Origin of the sequence: Vibrio sp. FF145 (genome assembly GCF_041439075.1) — a bacterium.
In the GTDB taxonomy this organism is placed as follows: Bacteria; Pseudomonadota; Gammaproteobacteria; order Enterobacterales; family Vibrionaceae; genus Vibrio; species Vibrio tasmaniensis_A.
Map to the genome: position 1 here is coordinate 23088 of NZ_JBGONH010000044.1, position 21958 is coordinate 45045.

Annotated in this window: 16 protein-coding genes; 12 read left to right on the forward strand and 4 right to left on the reverse strand. The window is 44.2% G+C overall.

The window, feature by feature from the left end; translation table 11 throughout:
• The first annotated feature begins 5 nt into the window (after positions 1 to 5).
• The 7 genes from malT to sstT all read left to right on the forward strand — a co-directional run bounded on the left by malT (position 6) and on the right by sstT (position 9221).
• A complete protein-coding gene (gene malT / locus ACED42_RS16125; protein ID WP_029223176.1) occupies positions 6 to 2714 on the forward strand; it encodes an HTH-type transcriptional regulator MalT in 2709 nt (902 codons plus the stop codon).
• A 556-nt stretch (positions 2715 to 3270) separates the two neighbouring features.
• Entirely contained in the window at positions 3271 to 4191 is a 921-nt protein-coding gene (locus ACED42_RS16130) for a DUF368 domain-containing protein (RefSeq protein ID WP_065678496.1), read from the forward strand.
• Between the two features lie 202 nt (positions 4192 to 4393).
• On the forward strand, positions 4394 to 4834 hold the full coding sequence (locus ACED42_RS16135) for a hypothetical protein (protein WP_009845845.1): 441 nt from the start codon (positions 4394 to 4396) through the stop codon (positions 4832 to 4834).
• Positions 4831 to 5427, forward strand: a complete 597-nt coding sequence (locus ACED42_RS16140; RefSeq protein WP_065678498.1) for an SCO family protein — start codon at positions 4831 to 4833, stop codon at positions 5425 to 5427. Before ACED42_RS16135 ends, ACED42_RS16140 begins: the two co-directional genes overlap by 4 nt.
• A 114-nt stretch (positions 5428 to 5541) precedes the next feature.
• Entirely contained in the window at positions 5542 to 6000 is a 459-nt protein-coding gene (locus ACED42_RS16145) for a copper chaperone PCu(A)C (protein WP_017096254.1), read from the forward strand.
• Positions 6001 to 6521: 521 nt separating this feature from the next.
• Positions 6522 to 7583, forward strand: coding sequence for a ribosome small subunit-dependent GTPase A (rsgA, locus tag ACED42_RS16150; protein ID WP_371703328.1), 1062 nt, complete (start codon positions 6522 to 6524; stop codon positions 7581 to 7583).
• Between the two features lie 420 nt (positions 7584 to 8003).
• The gene (gene sstT, locus ACED42_RS16155; RefSeq protein ID WP_009845849.1) at positions 8004 to 9221 is read left to right on the forward strand and encodes a serine/threonine transporter SstT; all 1218 of its coding nucleotides are present in this window, start codon (positions 8004 to 8006) and stop codon (positions 9219 to 9221) included.
• 311 nt (positions 9222 to 9532) lie between these two features.
• On the opposite strand, the gene ACED42_RS16160 is transcribed toward sstT, so the two are convergent.
• The 3 genes from ACED42_RS16160 to ACED42_RS16170 all read right to left on the reverse strand — a co-directional run bounded on the left by ACED42_RS16160 (position 9533) and on the right by ACED42_RS16170 (position 12470).
• Positions 9533 to 10783 carry a tetratricopeptide repeat protein gene (locus ACED42_RS16160; protein ID WP_371703335.1) on the reverse strand — a complete coding sequence of 417 codons (1251 nt, stop codon included), beginning with the start codon at positions 10781 to 10783 and terminating at the stop codon, positions 9533 to 9535.
• 290 nt (positions 10784 to 11073) lie between these two features.
• A complete protein-coding gene (locus ACED42_RS16165) occupies positions 11074 to 12003 on the reverse strand; it encodes a LysR family transcriptional regulator (protein WP_371703329.1) in 930 nt (309 codons plus the stop codon).
• A 26-nt stretch (positions 12004 to 12029) separates the two neighbouring features.
• A complete protein-coding gene (locus ACED42_RS16170; RefSeq protein ID WP_009845852.1) occupies positions 12030 to 12470 on the reverse strand; it encodes an Lrp/AsnC family transcriptional regulator in 441 nt (146 codons plus the stop codon).
• Positions 12471 to 12611: 141 nt separating this feature from the next.
• Here ACED42_RS16170 and ACED42_RS16175 point away from each other — a divergent pair, with 141 nt between their 5' ends.
• A complete protein-coding gene (locus ACED42_RS16175; RefSeq protein WP_009845853.1) occupies positions 12612 to 13196 on the forward strand; it encodes a LysE family translocator in 585 nt (194 codons plus the stop codon).
• A 54-nt stretch (positions 13197 to 13250) separates the two neighbouring features.
• On the opposite strand, the gene ACED42_RS16180 is transcribed toward ACED42_RS16175, so the two are convergent.
• Positions 13251 to 13640: a DUF1294 domain-containing protein gene (locus ACED42_RS16180; protein WP_371703331.1), complete on the reverse strand. Its 390-nt coding sequence runs from the start codon at positions 13638 to 13640 to the stop codon at positions 13251 to 13253.
• Between the two features lie 452 nt (positions 13641 to 14092).
• On the opposite strand from ACED42_RS16180, the gene pulA reads away from it, so the two are divergent.
• From pulA to ACED42_RS16200, 4 genes are all read left to right on the forward strand, one after another.
• Complete coding sequence (gene pulA, locus ACED42_RS16185; protein ID WP_371703337.1) at positions 14093 to 17731, forward strand: pullulanase-type alpha-1,6-glucosidase; 3639 nt, start codon at positions 14093 to 14095, stop codon at positions 17729 to 17731.
• Positions 17732 to 17986: 255 nt separating this feature from the next.
• Positions 17987 to 19753 (forward strand): alpha-amylase family protein, encoded by a 1767-nt coding sequence (locus ACED42_RS16190; RefSeq protein WP_371703333.1) that lies wholly within the window; start codon positions 17987 to 17989, stop codon positions 19751 to 19753.
• Positions 19754 to 20494: 741 nt separating this feature from the next.
• On the forward strand, positions 20495 to 20932 hold the full coding sequence (locus ACED42_RS16195) for a hypothetical protein (protein ID WP_231847886.1): 438 nt from the start codon (positions 20495 to 20497) through the stop codon (positions 20930 to 20932).
• A 137-nt stretch (positions 20933 to 21069) separates the two neighbouring features.
• The gene (locus ACED42_RS16200) at positions 21070 to 21492 is read left to right on the forward strand and encodes a hypothetical protein (RefSeq protein ID WP_012603836.1); all 423 of its coding nucleotides are present in this window, start codon (positions 21070 to 21072) and stop codon (positions 21490 to 21492) included.
• Positions 21493 to 21958 lie beyond the last annotated feature (466 nt).

Below are 21958 nucleotides of genomic sequence, written 5' to 3' on the forward strand. Positions count from 1 at the left end.
TCGACATGTGGATCCCTTCGAAACTGACTCGTCCCGGCCGCTTACATAATGCAATCCTACGACCTAGGGTTCTCGATCTGCTCCAGAACGCAGATTGCTATAAGCTTGTATTGTTCCGTTCTCCAGCGGGCTATGGCAAGACCACTATGGCTGCACAGTGGCTATTAGATAAGCCGAATGTGGGTTGGTACAGCATCGATGATAGTGACAACGATGCCTTCCGTTTTATCAACTACCTACTCCAATCACTCAATAAAGCGACTCAAAACTCCTGTCCCAATGCCCAAAAACTGGCAGAGAAACGACAGTTTTCATCGCTGCATTCTTTATTGAGCGAAGTATTCGCCGAGATGTCGGACTATCATCATGAATGTTTTCTTGTTTTAGACGACTACCATTTAGTCAACAATGATGACATTCAAGAAGCAATGCGCTTTTTCCTCAAACACATGCCCGACAATCTTACGCTAGTTGTAACCAGTCGTGGTACCCCCCCCCTAGGTACGGCAAACCTTCGCGTTCGAGACTTAATGATCGAATTAGGTAATGACTCGCTGGCTTTTGATACCGAAGAGACGACGCGCTTTTTTAATCAGCGTGTTGCCGATGGTATTGATGACACAACGGCAGACAGTATTTGTACCTATGTAGAGGGTTGGCCTTCTGCACTTCAACTTATTGCGCTGCAAGCCCAACATCAAAAACGCACGCTGGCGCAGTCTGCTGAGTCCTTCTCCCACTTTAATCAAGCCCATCTTTGGGACTACTTGGTTGAAGAGGTTTTCGACCTGTTAGACAAAGAAACTCGACAGTTCTTGATGCAGTGTTCAGTGCTTGACCACTTCAACGACGAACTGGTTTGTGCGCTAACACAGCGTGAAGACGCACTGGGTATGATCGAATCATTAAATCGATTCGGTTTATTCATCTACCCGCTTGAAGGCGAAAAGAACTGGTATCGTTTCCATAACCTGTTTGGTGAATTTTTGGCACATGAGCGTCAAGCTCGAATCCCTCAACAAGAAGCAGAGTTGCACCGAAGTGCCGCGAAGGCGTGGATTAAACAAGACACACCACACCAAGCACTGCGCCATGCACAGCGCGCTGAAGACCCAGAACTGATCATTCAAATACTAACAGACCACGGTTGGCCGATGTTCAATCAAGGCGAGCTTTCCTCGTTAGAGATGGCGATCAAGCAACTGACTACGGATCAACTTTACAGCGACCCTAAACTGTCCATGTTACGAGCTTGGCTAGCACAAAGTCAGCACCGCTACGAACAAGTAGGGACATTATTGGAAGAGGCTGAAACACAATATCAAGCTCGAAATATTGAACTCGACACTCAACAGCAAGGGCAATACAACGCCCTACGCGCGCAAGTTGCGATTAACAGTAATGAACCTGAAAAAGCCTTGGAATTAGCAGAACTTTCGCTAAGTCAGCTGAATACCACCGTTTATCGTAGCCGAATTGTCGCCACGTCTGTTGTTGGTGAAGTCAATCACGTAATGGGCAACTTGAGCCGTGCACTGCCGATGATGCAGCAAACAGAAAAACTGGCACGCCAGTATCAAGTTTACCACCAAGCGCTTTGGGCAATTCTACAACAGAGCGAGATCTTAATTGCACAGGGTTACGTTCAAGCGGCATTCGAGCTGCAAGACAGTGCGTTCAAATTGATCGAAGAACACCAGCTAAAATACGTGCCTCTGCATGAATTCTTACTGCGTGTTAGAGCTCAAATATTCTGGTGTTGGAACCGATTAGATGAAGCGGAAGAGTGCTGTTACAAAGGCTTGGATATCCTTGGTCACCATTCGCCAAGTAAGCACCTTCACAGCTATTCAATGCTGGCTCGTATTTCACTGAGTCGCGGTGAAATTGATAAAGCATCTAAGTTTATCGACCAAATTCAGCACCTATTGCGTCAATCGACTTACCACGTGGACTGGACGGCGAACGCTTCTCTTTCTTTGATTCTTTTTTGGCAAGTAAAAGGCAATAAAGAGGCGATACGTGATTGGTTGAATGTGGCTGTTCGACCTGAATCGGCAAGCAACCACTTCTGCCAACTGCAATGGAGAAACATCGTTCGCGCTCACATCATTCTTGAGCAGTATGAAGAAGCGGAAGAAGCGCTGACTTTCCTTAAGAGTGAAGCTCAGCGTTCACATCTGATTACAGACACCAACCGAAACTTGATCGTTGAAGCCGTGTTACGTACACAAATTAACGATGAAGACAGCGCACGCGTGCTACTTGAAGAAGCGCTTCATATGACTAACCAAACCGGTATGGTCGGCAACTTCTTAGTAGACGGCGGGACTATCGGACATATCTTGGATAAGTTGAGTAACAAGCCTGGCTTAGGTGACTTAGAACGCCATCGCGCTCAACAGATCATGAAAGATATCTCGACCACCCAACGCAGCCGCTCGGTTCACTTTGATGAAGACTTTGTTGAAAACTTAGTCAATCACCCAAACATTCCTGAACTTGTGCGCACGAGCCCACTCACCCAGCGTGAATGGCAAGTACTTGGTTTGATCTATTCCGGGTTCAGTAACGAGCAGATAGCTCAAGAACTCGATGTTGCAGGTACCACCATCAAGACTCACATCCGTAACCTTTACCAAAAGCTAAACATTGCTAACCGCAAAGAAGCGATCAGCACAGCGGAGAATTTACTGCAGTTGATGGGGTACTAAACGATTCGAGATTAATTCGAGAAAAGCTTAAGCTAGTTACCTATGGTGACTGGCTTTTTTTTCGTTTGGAGCATGGGGTTAATAGCAGATAGCTGATCATAAAGAGCCAAACGACAGACAAAAAAATAGCCAACCGCAATAATCGCGATTGGCTCTATATATTTGTGAACAAATCATAAGTTCACTAACAACGTCAGTTGGCTAGGTGACCCTCGGCTTAAGAAGGGTCAATGTATATAATGCAGTTAGCGTGCCAACTTTAATTCAGCCGTTTTATAAGCCCTGCATCGCATAAAAACCTCTAATTCATGATGCGAATTGCAAAGTGCATTTGCATAATGCAACCAAGATGCAATATCGATAGAAAACAAGTTTCAGTGCAGCCGGTGATAATAGGACACCAAGCAGTTGTGTTTTAAATGTAAGGCAGATGTTCACATCAACGTATTGCCTTACAATTAAAGAGGTAATAAAGCACCTCGCCAAAGGCATATTCATACTTTTTTTACACTAAAGTTTGTATACTGCACAAAATCATCCTCAACTCTATGAAGCAATGAACTACTTAAGTACTTTTTTCAAAGGCATGGCAATGGGCTCAGCAGACGTTGTTCCTGGCGTGTCGGGCGGAACCATCGCATTCATCACTGGTATCTACGATACGCTGCTAGAAAGCATTCGCAGAATTAACCCTAGCGTACTTGGCTTATGGAAACGCGAAGGCTTCAAAGCCGCGTTTAATCACATCAATGGTTTCTTCCTAATTTCACTGTTCGCGGGCGTATTCACGAGCATTACGACATTCGCAAAATTGATTTCTTGGTTATTAGTCACCCACCCTGTTCCACTGTGGTCTTTCTTCTTCGGCCTGATCTTGGTGTCGGTTTTCCATATTCTTAAGCAAGTAGAGAAACGCGATATGATTCGCTTCGTGTTTTTGCTGCTTGGCGTTGCTTTCGCTTATAGCATTACCGTGCTTAAACCGCTGCAAATGGAGCCAACCAGCATCAACGTATTGATTGCGGGTGCGATTGCTATCTGCGCGATGATTTTACCCGGTATTTCAGGCAGCTTTATTCTGCTCCTGATTGGCATGTATGGCCCCGTGCTTGGCGCCGTTAAATCATTTCAAGTCGATGTACTTGCGCTATTCCTTGCGGGCTGTGTGATCGGACTGCTGACTTTCTCACATGTACTGTCTTGGCTATTGCGCTCATTCCGCGACTTCACATTAGTATTCTTGACTGGTTTGATGATCGGTACACTGCCGAAGATTTGGCCGTGGAAAGAAACGATCAGCTGGCGTACAAACTCTAAAGGTGAGCAAGTTCCTCTGATTCAAGAAAACTTGTCACCGTTTGATTTTGAAGCCGTCACTTCTCAACCTTCACAGCTAGTAATGGCAATTGTGATGATGCTTGTAGCGATTGCTCTGGTCCTTGGGTTAGAGAAGTTTGCAGAGCGCAACGCGGACTGATCATTCTATCCATTCTCAAGCGTATTCAGAACGGATAGAACTTAGAAAGACTAAGCTCATGAACCTATGACACAGACAAAAGCGAAGCCAATGGCTTCGCTTTTTTAGTTCTACCATACGCACAAAATTACTTTTTGATACAAGCACATATTGAGGGATATGATAACATCGCCGCTCTTATAAAATTAGATGAGAACACGACATGCACTCTGCATTAAAGGTTGCTGCTCTTGGGATCGCTCTCGTGGCAGGCTTTTATGGGCCGCAAGCAATTCAGCAATTTGAATCAGCGATGGAGCGAGCCTCTGCTGAGGTTAACTTAGATGATTACTGCATGCTTTCCACCACATCGTGTGAGCAAAATACAGTTACGATGACACTTGATCGCGAGACGGCTCAACCTCTGGCTCCCACCAAAATCAAAGTAGTGTGGGAAGGCGCAGCCTCTGACACATTAATGCTGTCGCTTACAGGTTTAGAGATGGAAATGGGCTCGGCACGTTTTCAATTAAAAAACATTGGCAATAATACCTATGAAGGTGATGTAATTTTACCTGTATGTACTTTAGACAAGATGACATGGATCGGTGAGCTCACTGATGGTGTCGATACTGTAAACCCGGCAATAAGGATGGCAAGATGAGTAGAAATTGGTCGTTAGCATTGGTTGTCGCTTTTGTCCTTGGCTTTGGCGTTAAAAGTTATCTTGATGGGCAAAACGAAGCTCAAAAACAACACGCGGCAAAACAACAATTCTCCGCGACAACCCTTTTCGGTAAAGATAACCAGCCAACGGAAATCTTTGACCAAACCGATGACAGAGTTCGTATCGTTTACTTTGGTTTCACACGTTGCCCAGATGTGTGCCCTACTTCTCTAGCAATGTTAGCCGGAGCACTTAACCAGATTTCTGATGAAGCAAAAGCCAAGATTCGCCCGATGTTTGTTTCTCTCGATCCAGAACGTGATGCCGCTGAAGCCTCATACGAATACGCACAATACTTCCACCCAATGATGGAAGGATTAAGTGGCCCGTTAGATGTGACAACAACGCTTGCACACAACTACGGTGTTATTTTTAGAAAGACCAAGCTTGAAGGTTCAGAGTTGGAATACACCCTAGACCACAGCTCATATTTCTATTTTTTAAAACCCGATGGCACGCTGATTACCAAAGTGCCGCATACGTTAACGCCAGCGCCAATTGTTGAAGCTATTAACACATTAACGCGCTAACGTACCAAGTCATCAGCGACGAGAAACAACGTGTACAAAAATAAAGAACTTAACGAATAAAGTTCGAACAAAAAGTCAGGTCCCAGACCAAAACAAAAAACTAAGGACAACAACATGAAGTTAAAAGCACTTGCTCTAGCAGGCTTATTGCTCACTCCTCTTGCTCAAGCGAATAGCGACATTATGGTTCATGACGCGTACGCGCGCGCAACCCCGCCTTCAGCAGTGAACAGCGCGGTATTCACGACTCTGATGAACCATAGCGATAAAGATCGCGCTATTGTTTCTGCAACAACACCAGCAGCAGGAAAGGTTGAACTTCATGATGTTATCGTTGATGGCGACGTAATGAAGATGCGTCAAGTTCAAGCGATCACCATCCCTGCAAATGGTAAAGCAGTACTTAAACCAGGTAGCTTACACATCATGTTGTTTGACTTGAAAAGCAGCCTAAAAGAAGGTGAACAAATCAAAATGACACTGACCTTCGCAAACGGTGAAACACAGACCTTTGATGCGCCAGTGAAGAAAGTGATGAGCGGTATGAAAAAGATGAATCACGATCATCATTAATCAGATTTACAACCGATGAAATAATTTAAGCCACGATGACTTCTCGCCATCGTGGCTTTTTGCTAAACTGAGCTCGCTTTTTATTCAAAGCCTGACCACATTAATAACCAAGGAGAATAGAAGATGATTGTAATGAAGACACTAAAACTGGCAGTAAAAGTAACGCGTTAACTTGTTTGGTTAATCCAACTTAAATACCGATCGACCAACTTATCGTCACTCTTTGACGACCGCACACTTTTACCCGGTTTACTATTGATCGTAAGTGATCAATTCCTGCATGCCTGTAAAGCATGACTCAATCCGGGGTCCTATCTATTTGAATTCGACCCAAACTCAAAACATTTTTGACGCTCGACGCTTTTAATCTCAGCAACTCTTTTTGGTCTCATTAACTCTTTTGATCTCATCAACAATAAGAGAGCTCACAAGAAGTTAATGCTCTCATAAGACTTTAATGCAGTGATAAGACTTTAATGCTCTCACAAGAAAAGAAAGCTCGCACGTCTGGGTAAATAGACATGAATTCACAAAACGCATTTTCTCATCCAATGTCACTTCAACAACTTGGATGGCAACCTGTATTACAACAACTGACACTCGAAGACTATGACCAATCCGTCATTGCTCGTATTACCGCGCACCATCGCAGCGGCTATACACTAGCGTCAGAACAAGGCGAAATCGTTCTCCCTATCCATCAAAACCAACCCGCAATGACGGTTGGCGACTGGGTAATCTTGAACTCTGAACTGCAATTCGGCCGTTTATTAGACCGTCAATCACTCTTCAGCCGTAAAGCTGCAGGTAGCCGTGTCGCCGAACAATATATCTCAGCTAACATCGACACGGTTTTTATCGTGGTTTCGTTAAATAACGACTTTAATCTAAGCCGTATTGAACGCTACCTAGCGCTCGCCAATGAAGCACAGGTTGAAGCCGTTATCGTACTCACCAAGAAAGACTTGTGTGATGACTACGAAAACAAAGTACAACAAGTGCAAAGCTTAGATTCTATGCTGATGATCGAAGCGGTGAATAGCCTAGACCAAGACTCAACTCAAGTTTTGTCGCCTTGGTGTAAAACGGGCAAGACTGTGGCTTTAATGGGTTCATCCGGTGTGGGTAAATCTACCTTAGTCAACTCATTACTTGGTGAGGCTGAACAAGCCACAGGTGGTATTCGTGAAGACGATAGCAAAGGCCGACACACAACCACATCACGATCGCTCCACTTGCTAACATCGGGCGGCTTACTGCTCGACACTCCAGGAATGCGAGAGCTACAACTTGCTGACTGCGCTGAAGGCGTGAGTGAAACCTTTTCTGATGTGGAAGAGCTAGCCATGCATTGCCGATTCTCTGATTGTCATCATGAATCAGAACCGGGTTGCAAGATACGCAAGGCGATTGAAAGTGGAGAATTGTCTGAGCGACGATTTGCTAACTATCGAAAGTTATTGCGAGAACAAGCCCGAAATGGCGCCTCGTTAGCGGAACAACGCGCCAGCAATAAGCAACTTTCCAAGATGTACAAAACCGTACAATCAGAAGGCCGCAATCTTAAAAAAGCGTCTGACTAAGGTTTAAGGTTAACGGCTATAAGCTGTATTGAAGATAACCTAACTTAAGATAACTTTAATTTAAGACAATGAGCCCCATCGTGTTAATCACGTGGGGCTTTTTGTTTCAATTTGATAATGGTGTGGTTATTTATGCACACAATGTTCTTTTCTATAGCCGTTTACATTTCTACATTTGCAGTGTTTTGAATCTATCAAATGAGAATCAGCAGATTTATAGCTCAATCAAAATACATTTATTTAACATTTAGCTCTAAAAACACCACATAGCGCAAACAATAACCCTAAAAGTAAACTATCCCTAGACACCCTCTTAGATCCCGCTAATATGACCGCCAATTCCGCTAGTGTATAGTTGGATTTGGTACAACTTCATAAAAAGATACATCACTATAATAAATTAACAATTGCAGGTATTTTATGCAAAATCACAACATGCTCGCCCGCATCGCTCGTGGAAATCTCGTTCTACAGATCCTTGCTGGTATTGTTTTCGGTGTCGTTCTCGCCATGGTTTCTCCTTCAGCAGCTCAAGATGCAGGCCTATTAGGTAGCCTGTTTGTTGGTGCTCTGAAAGCTGTTGCCCCAATTTTAGTATTCATTCTTGTTGCAGCCTCTATCGCAAACCAAAAGAAAGGTCAGCATACTCATATGCGTCCAATCATTGTGCTTTACCTGATTGGTACGTTCTCTGCTGCACTGACTGCTGTAGTACTGAGCTTCATGTTCCCAACCACTTTGACACTGGTTGCTGGCGCTGAAGGTGCTAACCCTCCTCAAGGTATTGCAGAAGTTCTTCATACGCTTCTATTCAAGCTTGTAGACAACCCAGTTAGCGCACTAATGAATGCGAACTACATCGGTATTCTTGCTTGGGCAATCGGTCTTGGTCTTGCTCTGCACCACGCATCTGCAACAACCAAAGCGGTTTTCGAAGACCTAAGCCACAGTGTTTCACACATTGTTCGCTTCATTATTCGCCTTGCCCCATTCGGTATCTTCGGTCTTGTTTCTGCAACATTCGCAACAACAGGCTTCGATGCACTGGCAAGCTACGGTCAACTTCTAGCAGTACTACTAAGCTCAATGCTGATCATCGCACTTGTAGTTAACCCACTGCTTGTATTTATTAAAACAAAACAAAACCCATACCCACTCGTACTGCAATGTATTCGTGAATCTGGTGTAACGGCATTCTTCACTCGTTCAAGCGCTGCAAACATCCCAGTGAACATGAACCTTTGTAAGAAGCTAAAACTAGACGAAGATACTTACTCTGTATCGATTCCTCTAGGCGCAACGATCAACATGGCAGGCGCTGCAATCACCATCACTGTGTTAACGCTTGCTGCTGTACACACTATGGGTATTGAGATTGATATCTTCACTGCGATTCTACTAAGCCTTGTTGCTGCAGTATCAGCATGTGGCGCATCGGGTGTTGCTGGCGGTTCACTACTGCTTATCCCGCTAGCGTGTGGCCTATTCGGCATCTCAAACGATGTAGCGATGCAGGTTGTAGCGGTTGGTTTCATTATCGGTGTGATTCAAGATTCAGCTGAAACAGCGCTTAACAGCTCAACAGACGTAGTGTTCACTGCTGCTGTATGTAAAGCCGAGCAAAACAAAGAGCAATAAGCCTTTAGCTGCTTAGAACCTAAACGGTTCTAAGCTCTAAGCTCTAAGCTCTAAGCTCTAAGCTCTAAGCTCTAAGCTCTAAGCTCTAAAAAGCAAATCGTACACAAACAAAAAGGGAAGCTGATGCTTCCCTTTTTTTTGTTTGAGTGCTTTACCCGCCGCAGTCAATAATACCTACCGTATGACTTAGCGGCTTAATACAGTCAGTTATAACATCTACACTCATATAACATCGTTGGATTTTTTAAATTGTAGAACTACTCGTTTCAGTCATGTACAGAATACAGGTAATAACTCATAAACACGGTTTATTAATTGCTCTTCCAGTTAGACTCGACTGCCGGTTGGCTAAAGTCCAAAGAACCGCTATTAGAGTTAGCTTGCTTATCTTGTGATGCTCGATTTACGCTTGCCTTGTCACCATCATGGTTTTCAGCCGCCTGTTGGTGATTGTTGCCATTTAAACCTTGAGCACTTGAAGCTTGAGCATTTGAGGCTTCAGTATCCAAATCCGCCTTATCGACACCTAACTCATCACTTTCTTCGTCAGAGGCTTCTTTCACTTTCTTATGCACTGGGATATCGCGTTTGTAGAGCTTGTTGAGCGCTTTAACGATAGAGTGCTTGGTGATTGCTTCTTGCGTCAACTTGGTCATTATTGGCTTAGTCAGGGCCTGTAATCCCACAACGGCGTCAACACCAAGATCCCCACCAACTTTATCTCTCAAATACCTCGCATCCGCATAGCCAAAATGAGCCGATAAGAATAACCAGATATACGCGATAGCATTGCCGTGCTCACCATGGTCAATCCACGCCTCACCGGCTTTAAACATCGCTTCTGCACAGTTTTTTTCAGCTGCCGTTTCAAACCAGTAAACCGCTTCACGATGATTAGCGACAACACCAACACCGTTCAAATAGCTCATACCCAATTTGATTTTTCCGTCTAGGCTATTCTTTTCAGCCGCTTTTCTGTACCACATGAAAGAGCTTTCTGGAGAATAATCCGGGTTCTCTCTATCTAAGCACCAATCCCCCATGAAAAGCATCGCTTCGGTGTTACCACTAACTGCAGACTCTTCAATATAGGCGCTGCCTTTCGGAAGGTTTTTCTCAACTCCGCGACCAAACACGAGTGCTTTACCCACCTCGAATTTTGCAAGCGGATCGTTATCCAGTGCTGATATCGCTAACTGCCAAAAATTGGCCTTTTCTCTTAAAATTAGGTCTTCTTTGCACTTCATACTCAGACGCACAATGCCGTACATGCCGTTGACATTGTCTAAATGGGCAGCTTTATCGTACCAATACAGAGCTTCCTTAAGATTGACTCGTTCGGCCTCTTTCGCCAAATACAAAATCGACGGCACATGCCCTGTTTCAGCCTTAAATTGACGATCTTTTTGCTCTTGGATACGTGCTTTTTCAATCGCTTTTCGGTAAGCGACAGCGCGAGCTTTACGTTCTTGTTCCAAGCGCTTTTTTCTTAGCGACAAAGAGACCAACCAAACAGCAATCAGTATTAACGAAAGAGCGGTCGCACCAATTGCGATTCCCATTGTACTCATAAAATATTTTGTCCTAACTCGGCTAATAGCACCCTACACAGGAAAGCAATCAACCTATAGCGAGCAGTATGTTTGAATGACAGGGAAAAGCGCAGTTATTAAAACGTTCCGCCCTAAAATGAATTTTGTTCAGTATCTCAGGAATACATAATGATAAAAAGCCTACGAGTATCTATCCGTCAGCACTCCATTAATGCTGTGATCCCGCTCGCTTTTTCTCTATAAGTCTTGGGCGTTACTTATTCTATCTTATCTATCAGCTTATGGCCTAGACTTTCCAACTAACCTTGCTGCATCTTTTCCCAAATGGTCGGAGAGCCAATATAGTCTTGAACCGTAGTGATGAATTCTTTAACTAGCTTGGTCTGCTTACGGTGTGGGTACACAGCATAAATAGCCGTATCAACCGTCGAGATTGCATAATCTGGAAGTAACGTAACCAAGCCCAATTCTTTCATTGAGGCGTACAGGTTTGATTGATCAAGGAAGCCATAACCTAGACCATCTTTCACACAAGACACCATGGTGCGAACATCACTCACCTTATAGTTACCGCGAATCGTTAGGCTTTGGAAAGTGTTGCCATGCGGCCCTTCACTGATACGCAGATGATCAACCGTCATATCACCATTGGTATAGATAACCGCAGGTAAGGAGAGCAAATCTTGTGGCGTCTTTGGCTCACCGTGCTCTTTCACAAAGTCGTTCGATGCAACGAGCATGAAGTTACTGTCGGCAATCTTCTTGGCAATCAAATTGGATTCAACAAGCTTACTGAAGCGAAACGCGATATCAAACTGCCCTGCAATAATATTCGCGATCTTGTCGTCTAGTGACAGCACAATCTGAACATCCGGATACTTTCTCATGAACTGAGTAATAATAGGTTGCAAGTATTGCTGACCAAAATAGATCGGCGACGTAATTCGTAACACACCTTTGGGTTCAGATTGGTACGAGTCGGCAATGCCTTGAATCTGATTAATAGTATCTTTCAGTACATAGGTTTGCGCGAGAATATCTTCCCCTGCCGACGTCAACGAGAACGAACGCGTAGAACGGTTGAGTAACTGAACACCTAAATCTTGCTCCAGCTTTTTGATCTGTTTAGAGAGCGATGAGTTGTCCATATCGTGTAAGGTTGCCGCTTTGGTAAACGACCCTTGTTGAACCACATCTAAGAACAATAACAACTGATTAGTATTTGGCACTGCGCCTCTCCTACAATAAAACTCGACTAACGTTCATCTTTGGGTGTATCCATAACAACCATGGTCGTAATGGATTGAACCTGAGCACATTCCCCAAGCACATCGGCATGAAACTTCTTATAGCCCGGTAGATCTTTGGTCTCAACTCTAAGCAAGTACTCGTTAGCACCAGTAATGTTGTGACACTCCACCACCTCTTTCTCCATACTGACGTGCTGTTCAAACTCTAGCTGAGCCGCTTTGCTGTGGCTCGACAAGCCAATCGAAACATAAGCAATAAAGCCAACGCCCATCAGGCCATTATCCAGAACCGCGCGGTAACCTTGAATGATCCCTTTACGCTCGAGATCCTGTACTCGCCTTAAGGTCGCTGAAGCCGACAATCCTATACGTTCTGAAAGCTCAATGTTGGAGATTCTGCCGTCCAATTTAAGCTCTTGCAATATCCTTTCGTCAAATCTATCCATAAGTACGTATTATTGTGCATTAAGTGATAATTGAGGAAATAAAAGCACATAATTGCCTCACTTTCCACCTACTATGTTTCTCAACACGTGAAAGTCATGACCGGTCAGTCACTTCGTTCATTTTACTGCTGGAGAATCACAATGCCTTTAGAACAACTTAGCGCACTTGCCTTGTTTGCGTTTGTCTCGACCTTCACACCAGGTCCAAATAACATCATGCTCATGACATCAGGAGCCAATGTTGGCTTTGCTCGTACCATTCCGCACATGCTGGGCATTGCTCTGGGGTTTGCAGCCATGTTGCTATTGGTTGGCTTCGGCTTAATGGGGATTTTTAACGCCTATCCGGTCTCTCACCAAATCTTGAAATACCTGAGTCTTGCTTACCTCGTGTACCTTGCGATTAAGATAGCATTGAGCGGTAAAGCGAAAAGTACTAAGGCTTTTAAACCCATGACCTTCATTGGCGCGGCAAGTTTTCAGTGGGTGAACCCGAAAGGTTGGTCAATGGCGCTGACGGCAATTTCAGTGTACAGCAGTGGTAGTTCATGGTGGGAGCTCGCGATCATCGCCAGTATATTCACGTTAGCCAACTTGCCATCAGTGACATTCTGGACGGCAGCAGGCAAACAACTGCAACACTGGTTAACAACACCAGTACGCATCAAGAGCTTCAACTACGGTATGGCAGGCTTACTTCTAGCCTCAACGATTCCGATGATCTAATCGACTTACTTTATCTATTGATGGTTAGTACACCGGTGCTAACCATCCGTTTCTTTAAAAGAGCTTAATAATCTCGCTTAGCCATTGACCAAATGTCGCCTGCCCACTCGGCGTTAACGTCCAGACAAAAGCCACAACATTAAGTGACACCGTCACGAAAAATACAAATCTAAATGGTTGCTTCTGCGTTTTATGACGCAGTTTATCTTGAGCAATTAACGCCCCTAACCAACCACCAGCAACAGAAAAAATATGCAGAGTTTTCTCTGGTACACGCCAATTACCATTGATTGCCGCTCTCTTGTCCTTCGCGTACACAAAAAACGTCACTATTCCGACAACTAAATACCACACCAAGAGCGCTTTTGAACTTTCTGAAAACAACGCAGATACCGCTACCAATACCAGATAAGTAATAGCGATTTGAATAGATGAAGACAACATCAACTCCTTTGGATAATGAACAACATAGCGGCACCATTCCACATTAAAGACTCACTAAGGCTATTTGAGGCGAATGAGTACAAACTTTTTTTGATAGGAAAAACAACCTACGAGTGAAGTGCCACTAAGCTCACATAAATAAGGCGTAGTTATCACCCCTAGCGACTACTCCTATCTTCTACGCCTATGGCTAACCAACTGTATTTTATGAGCTATTGAACCAATAAAAAAGCGCGTTAACCACCACAATCCGTGATATCGACACTAGGTTTCCTATTTTTACGGATTAAAAATAACTTAATACATAAGCGTCACAAATAGTGGAGCATCGTTAAGCCTAGGATATTCATCTTCGTAAAAAATATGGATATCAAAACGTGAACGAAATAAATACCAGTAAACACGAGATTCTACAAAGTACCTTGAAGATTGCAAAAACAAAGAGCTTCAATATTACGAAAACAAACAGCTTCAAACGTTCAGCTTTAGCCAAGGCGATATTGCCTCTCGTCACCGCGACCTTGATAGCAGGCTGTGGAAGCGACACTAGCAAAACAAACTCTGACAGCAATAGTCTATATAAAGCCGCGGAAAACGAAGTTGTTATTTATTACAAACGAGATGTTGCAGCGGCTCGCGCTTCTGGCTCGACCTACGACGGCTGGGGGCTTCACCTTTGGAATGGTGAAGGTTGTACGAGCACTGACTTAGTCGGCATGGGATTAGGTAACAATGGGACTGACTGGGATGTACCTTATGAATTCAAGGGCATCAATGATACCTATGGCGCCTACTACGTGTTGAAAGTCGACCCAGATGCATCCGACCCTCATAAGTGCATCAACTTCATCTTGCATAATGGCGGCGATAAGGCGTTTGGCAGCGCCAACTCGAAAATTGATCTCACCAAACTGAGTCAATCTCAATCTGTATTCGGTTTCCATGGCAGCAGCGCGCTGTACTACGAACCGATTTCAGAACGCCCAGTTAAGATTGATGGCCAGAAGGCACATTGGTTGGACTCAAACACAATCGCTTGGGAAGCTGCAGACGGTGCCGATTCTCTCAAGTTGTTCTACGCACTCGATAACAGCATCACGATAAACGATGATAAGGCGATCGTCGGTGGGCAGGCCGTTGAACTCAAAAAAGATGGCAAGCTATCCTCTGCATTAAAAGAACGCTTCCGTCATCTAGCAAGCCTACCCGCTTTATCAATTGATGTTGACGCCAGCACGCTGCGGACCATCTTGAAATCTCAGATCATTGTTGTTGCGTATAATGCGAGTGGCGACGTTATCTCTTCAACTGAAGTTCAAAAGCCCGGCGTACTTGATGCTGTATTTGCCAACAAAGAGACGGGTAACGCAATCGGAGAAACACTGGGGGCGATTGTGGAAGGCAGCACGACGACCTTCAAACTTTGGGCTCCTACCGCGCAAGATGTTGAACTCGTCCTCTACAGCGAAGACCGACAAAGTTCAAAAGTGATCCCAATGACGGAAAGCTTGGAAACAGGCATTTGGGCAACGGATTCAATTTCTAACGCCGTGAATAGTTATTACCGTTACCAAGTGAAGGTTTATCACCCAACCACTGGTAATATCGAAACTCGCCTTGTGACCGACCCATACTCACTCGGCTTGTCGAAGAATTCAGCATACTCTCAAGTGATTGACCTTGATGAAGCAGCACTGATGCCACAAGGTTGGGCTGGATATAAGCGCCCAACGGTGAAGAAAGACGAAGACCACGTACTGTACGAATCACACCTTCGTGACTTTAGCTTCAGTGATAAGTTAGGTACAGCAAGCTTAAACGGCAAGTACCTAGCGCTAACAGAAGCCGATCGTGAGTCAGTAAAACACTTGAAAGCTCTGAAAGATGCCGGTTTAACTACGCTTCATATCTTACCTGCATTCGATATCGCTACCATCAATGAAGATGACGCGAGCCGCGTGGATATCACCGACACCGTAGGCAAACTCTGTAACGTAAAACCAACGGCTACTTTATGTGGCACCGAAGATGAAAACAAAACCATCGAAACCGTACTCAACAGCTATAACTCTTCAACAGGCGATGCCCAAGCTCTAATGAACGATCTGCGTATGCTAGATAGTTTTAACTGGGGCTACGACCCATTCCATTACACCGTTCCAGAGGGAAGTTACGCGACAGATCCTAACGGTTCAAAGCGTATTCTTGAATTCCGTCAAATGGTTAAAGCTGCGCACGACATGGATCTTAAACTGATCATGGACGTGGTTTATAACCATACCAATGCGTCTGGCGTGAACGATAAGTCAGTACTGGATAAGATCGTCCCTGGGTATTATCACCGCCTGAATGTGAACACTGGTGGCGTGGAAAGCTCAACGTGTTGTGACAACACCGCAACTGAAAACCTAATGATGGGTAAGTTGATGGTCGACTCACTCAAGGTATGGGCTGACGACTATAAGGTTGATGGTTTTCGTTTTGACTTAATGGGCCACCAGCCAAAAAGCGTAATGGTTGAAGCATTGAAAGAAGTGCGCAATATCGACCCAAATACCCTGTTCTATGGCGAAGGTTGGGACTTTGGCGAAGTAGCAAACAACGCTCGCTTCGAACAAGCCAACCAGATCAATATGGCAGGCACCGAAATTGGCACCTTCTCTGACCGTTTGCGTGATGCAGTACGCGGCGGTAGCCCATTTGATGGCGGTGTCGATTCTGAAGGTAAGCACCCACTTCGTTTTAACCAAGGCTTCGGTAACGCCGCGTTTGCCAACGAAGAAACCAAAGTTGATCAAGATTCAGTCAACGGTCGTTTACACAACCAAGATCTTGTGCGCTTAGGCATGGCCGGCAACTTAGCCGAATACGTATTACTGGATTACAAAGGCGATACCAAACTGGGCAAAAACGTCGACTACAATGGTGCACCTGCCGGCTACACCAAAATGCCATCAGAGAACATCTCTTACGTTTCCAAGCACGATAACCAAACTCTTTGGGATAACAACGCTTACAAAATCGCCGAAGGTACAAGCTCTGCAGAACGTGCTCGTATGCAGTCGGTATCGCTCTCGACCGTCATGCTGGGTCAAGGCATCCCGTTCATACACATGGGTTCTGAACTGTTGCGTTCTAAATCGATGCAGCGTGATTCTTACGACTCTGGCGATTGGTACAACCGTGTGATGTTTGATGGTACTGGCAATAACTGGAATGTTGGCTTACCTCGTGAAGACAAAGATGGTGCCAATTGGGAACTCATCAAAACCATCATTGCCGACAGCACAGCCAAGCCTGCAAAAGAGGATATTGACCTCACCAAGCAGCAATTCCTAGAGTTGTTAAAAATCCGCAGCTCAAGTGAACTGTTCCGCTTAGACACAGCAGAAGAAGTCATGAAGCGTGTCGACTTCCGCAATGTGGGCAAAGATCAAATCGAAGGCCTGATCGTGATGTCTATTGATGACGGAATCTCCACAGGCAAAGACCTAGATACTACCGCTGATGCGATTGTGGTTGTTGTAAACTCAACGAGTAAATCTCAATCGTTCAAGATCACGGGAGCGACGGGCTTTACACTCCATACCATTCAGAAGAACTCTGCCGATGACATCGTCAAAGGCGCCACCTTTTCCGCTGAGACTTTCACCGTACCGCCATTAACCACCGCAGTGTTTGTGCAAACTCAAGGCGCGTCACAAGGTGCTGGGTTATCGGTTGATAACTCACAAAAGGACGTATCTAAGATTCCGCCATATGGCAAAACGACCGTCTATGTACGTGGTGCAATGAACGGATGGAACCCGACGGACGCTTGGGCGATGAACTTCGTTGGTAACGGCGTTTACTCTGTCACTGGCGCTTTGGCTGTGGGTGAATATGGCTTCAAGTTTGGCGGTTCTACTTGGGGTATCTTGGATATTGGCTGTCACTCCGTCGACTTAGCTAAAGGCTCGATCAACATTGGCAGCGAAGGCGACTGTAAGTTGAATGTAACCGAAGCGGGCAACTACACATTCACACTGAATGCGATTCATCAACTCAATGACAGCGCAGAAAAAGCCGTGGTATCTGTGACGAAACAATAAGCTTCACATTCACATAATCATCACAGACGAGCCTGTTTTTTTGGGGAAAAGCGAGGGGAGGTATTAACCTCCCCTTTTTTTGAGCAGCCGCTCACATACCACAGCAACTACGCCCCGATTTTCTTACCCAAGGAGGATAAAGCCGCATTCTGATTAAGCTAGCCTCCTAACGATAACTTCTATATCAAATATAACGTCTAACACAGCTTCAACGACAAAGCCCTACAGCTCCACTTCTCGAGATGGAATATAAGTATGTACAACAAGAAACATTCAATCTATCAAGTTTTTACCCGTTTGTTCGGCAATCAGAATACACAGAACACACCTTGGGGAACCATTGAGCAAAATGGCGTGGGCAAGTTCAGTGACTTCACCAATAAAGCTCTGACAGAAATTAGAGAACTCGGCATCACTCATATTTGGTACACCGGAGTACCACATCATGCTGTGATCAACGACTACAAGCACATCGGCATCTCAGACGATCATCCAAGCATTGTGAAAGGACGGGCTGGCTCACCTTATGCCGTCAAAGATTACTACTCCGTAAACCCAGATCTTGCTGACAACCCAGCGCAGCGTTTACAGGAATTCGAAGCCTTGATCAAAAGAAGCCATGACAATGGTTTGAAAGTCATCATTGATATCGTCCCTAACCACATTGCCCGTAATTACCAAGGCTTGAATAACCCAGAGGGCGTGCGTGACTTTGGTGATCAAGATGACACGACGGTTGAGTATCATCGCAACAATAACTTCTATTACATTCCTGACAGCACATTTGAACTGCCTGAGATCGAACCTGCGTTCATTCCTCTTGGTGGCGAACAACACCCGAATTTAGCCTCACCATTTGTTGAGTCCCCAGCCAAATGGACAGGAAACGGATCGCGCTTGAGCAAACCCAACTTCGACGATTGGTATGAAACCGTAAAAATTAACTATGGCGTGCGACCAGACGGTTCAAAAGACTTCCCTGAACTACCGAATGATTATGCGATGCATGATCACCTCGCCCACTACCATTTCTGGCAGCAAGTTGATGTGCCGGATTCATGGGTTAAATTTCGAGACATCGCATTATATTGGTTAGAAAAAGGCGTCGATGGATTTCGCTACGATATGGCAGAAATGGTACCGGTCGAATTCTGGAGCTATCTCAATTCATCAATCAAAGTAAAGAATCAAGACGCCTTTTTGATGGCGGAAGTGTACCAACCGGACCTTTATCGTGATTACATTCGCATGGGTAAAATGGACTATCTGTATGACAAAGTCGATCTTTACGACGGCCTAAAAGCAGTCATGCAAGGTAAGGCTTCAACGGCAGTCATCCCTGAGATCCAGCATCAAATGATGGACATCGAACATCACATGATGCACTTCTTAGACAACCACGATGAGCAGCGTGTCGCGTCTCCTGATTTTGTTGGTAACCCACACATTGCCAAACCAGCCATGTTAGTCAGTGCGCTATTAAGTAGCTCTCCCACCATGATTTACTTCGGGCAAGAAGTCGGCGAACCGGGTGCGGAGAACGCAGGTTTTGGGCAACCTTCTCGCACGTCTATATTTGACTACATCGGTGTTCCTCAACATCAAAAATGGATGAACGGAGGAAAGTTCGATGGTGGGCAGCTCAACGATGACGAAAAGCAACTCAGACTCTTCTATCAACAAGTGATGACCTTTTCATTGAACCATTCATCGATGACCGGAGCGTACCAAGATTTACACCAATCCAATCAGCTAAGTGATTCTGTTTATGCTTTCTTGCGTTTTGATAATCAAGAACTGGTTATCGCCACTGCTAACTTCAGCCAAAGCAAAACAGACCATATTCAGTTGAAGGTAACGGAAGAGGTTATTCAAAAACTAGGCATTGCTGACGGAAGCTATACGCTCAAAGAACATATTGAAGGCGTCCAACAACAGACGCTGTATGTGGAAAATGGTGTCGGTTACTTCAGTGCAGAATTAAACCCCCTAGCCGCTTTCGCTTGGGTGTTAACCCTTTAATCAATCGTTCTAAAAGTAACCAGCAATGACGGCGTTAAACAAGAGGAAACGGTACTTAACGTCGTCTTCGGATAGGAGCGCACTAATGTGCGCTCTGAGTTATTGCAAAATAAACACTGCGATACGCTGGGTATAAAATACCAACCGAGCATCCTTTGTGCTCCGTGGGGCCTCACTTGCGTTCAATGGTATGTATATGATCATGTTAAATACTCCTGTAATTTACATAAGCGCCCATGCGCTCACTACTATATTTATTAAATTACGCCAAAATGACGTCCAAACAGCTTGTTTATTTGCCTTTTCAGCGGAGTAAGGACAATAATATCGCCACCAACGATAACGCTCATCTGTCTATCTCCAGTTCAGTCAACTCTCGTCTGACTTATCTTTGCCCCTTTCTTCGTTAGATCTTATAGTGATTCATATCTTGTAAATTTGAGTTTACCCTACTCAAACTTATCTGAGCGAGTTGATGGATAGAGTTTCCATTATTCGGTAAAATTGTGCTGCTTATCTTTCATGGTTTTTCTATAACTTATTGATTTTAAATTAATTAAACATGAAAGATACAGCGTTTTGGAAGGGTGGAAAGACGACGATTGGTCGTCTAATAAGCGTTAGTCATTTCATTTCATCAACCTTACTTTTCGTTGAGCAGTAAAGGTGAATCGATTTACCTCACATTTTTTTGACTGATGATATGTAATATCAATAGTTTGTATGTGTTATGACGTAACTATGATTAATTATAAGAAAAAAATTTATCTACTATCTCTATGTTTACTTTTTGGCTGTAAGACAACGGAGCAAATAGTACAAGAGCGTGAGGTTGCTATTTCCAATATGGATAACTTAGATATATGTTACAACCTAGGAAAACAAGATGATTTCAACTACTGGAAGCTTATTAAGAATGAACAGTTCCATAGGAAAAATACAACTCATTCATGGGATGTTCCGAATGATCTGTGCAACAAAGCTATTGAGATGGGTAGAGCGGCTCTACTGAAAAGCGAGATGCGAGAGCAGAGACACAGAGATGAATTAGTCGATACTATTAATAGTGCCTCTAAGTCAATAAGTGATGGGTATAAGAAATCGGCAGATGCCTATGGCTCGCAAACTAGAACAACCTGTCAAAGCTACGGCTCTGAAACCAACTGTATTTCATATTAGTGAATGGCTAATAAACTGTTTAAGAGTGATTTTCAACGCGCGGTATTTTCACCATGCGTTGTGTTTAGTATGGCGTGCGAAAGCATTTGTATTGCGTGTCTAACGCCTTAATTAGGTGTTAAATTACAGAGGCAAGAATGAAGAAACTAGTTATTGTTTTGTTGGCAACCTTCCCATTGTTTGCATTATGTGATGACTCCAAAAAGTACGAAGAGCTACTTACAGGTTTCAAAGAGTCTCAAGCATACAAGAGCGTAGCTATTGGTGTTTGGGATTGCGTTTCCCTGTCTGATAAAGATGTTGTCTCAGTGTTAAGTTTACAGCCAGATCATATGGTCTATTACAATGCGCTAGACAAGTATTATTTCTCCCTGCAAGACAGCAGTGATAAAAAACGTGTAACGTTACTTGAAAGAGGCTTGAAGGCAGTCAATAAAATAAAACACAGCACAATGGCTGACGAATTGGAATTTGATTACTCTACTCATATTGTTAGCTTCAAACCATTTGCTAGTGCATATGGTAATTTTTCAAATTATCAGTGTACGAAACGAAAGTAATTTAACAAATGATCTGCTCCAGTCAGGCTGGAAACCAAGTTAAGTGATTTTCCATACTTCTAGTTATTCATAAATTGCTAATTTAGGGGAAGCCATAACACACTTTTGTCCAGAGACGTGTTATGCCGCCATGCTTTGGGACAAGAACGCCTTAGTGCTATGACTCTAAAACGCGTGTGCCTCAAAATCCGTCAGAGTTAAACCCATACATATCCTGTTCCTGTTTTTCACCAGATTATTTAGTCGTGAAGATCTCGATACGATTGAAATTAATGTGAGGCGGATGATATAAATGTAACCTTTAAATGCAGGAATTAATAAATTTAGATATGGTACAAATGGATAACTTTCCCACCGTAGGACTTAAAACCTCGTTACCCATAAGCATATTGGCACTTGCCATATATTACCGTATCCGCCCCACGAACCCACGGGGCGACTTGTCAGTGTTTGAAGTTCCAAGGTA

Bases quoted from the DNA above. Each gene is read 5' to 3' on its own strand.
- ACED42_RS16130 (WP_065678496.1), top strand. From the start codon at position 3,271: ATGAACTACTTAAGTACTTTTTTCAAAGGCATGGCAATGGGCTCAGCA.
- ACED42_RS16180 (WP_371703331.1), bottom strand. From the start codon at position 13,640: ATGTTGTCTTCATCTATTCAAATCGCTATTACTTATCTGGTATTGGTA.
- ACED42_RS16190 (WP_371703333.1), top strand. From the start codon at position 17,987: ATGTACAACAAGAAACATTCAATCTATCAAGTTTTTACCCGTTTGTTC.
- ACED42_RS16140 (WP_065678498.1), top strand. From the start codon at position 4,831: ATGAGTAGAAATTGGTCGTTAGCATTGGTTGTCGCTTTTGTCCTTGGC.
- ACED42_RS16170 (WP_009845852.1), bottom strand. From the start codon at position 12,470: ATGGATAGATTTGACGAAAGGATATTGCAAGAGCTTAAATTGGACGGC.
- ACED42_RS16135 (WP_009845845.1), top strand. From the start codon at position 4,394: ATGCACTCTGCATTAAAGGTTGCTGCTCTTGGGATCGCTCTCGTGGCA.
- malT (WP_029223176.1), top strand. From the start codon at position 6: ATGTGGATCCCTTCGAAACTGACTCGTCCCGGCCGCTTACATAATGCA.
- sstT (WP_009845849.1), top strand. From the start codon at position 8,004: ATGCAAAATCACAACATGCTCGCCCGCATCGCTCGTGGAAATCTCGTT.
- ACED42_RS16145 (WP_017096254.1), top strand. From the start codon at position 5,542: ATGAAGTTAAAAGCACTTGCTCTAGCAGGCTTATTGCTCACTCCTCTT.
- ACED42_RS16195 (WP_231847886.1), top strand. From the start codon at position 20,495: ATGATTAATTATAAGAAAAAAATTTATCTACTATCTCTATGTTTACTT.
- rsgA (WP_371703328.1), top strand. From the start codon at position 6,522: ATGAATTCACAAAACGCATTTTCTCATCCAATGTCACTTCAACAACTT.
- ACED42_RS16160 (WP_371703335.1), bottom strand. From the start codon at position 10,783: ATGGGAATCGCAATTGGTGCGACCGCTCTTTCGTTAATACTGATTGCT.
- ACED42_RS16175 (WP_009845853.1), top strand. From the start codon at position 12,612: ATGCCTTTAGAACAACTTAGCGCACTTGCCTTGTTTGCGTTTGTCTCG.
- ACED42_RS16200 (WP_012603836.1), top strand. From the start codon at position 21,070: ATGAAGAAACTAGTTATTGTTTTGTTGGCAACCTTCCCATTGTTTGCA.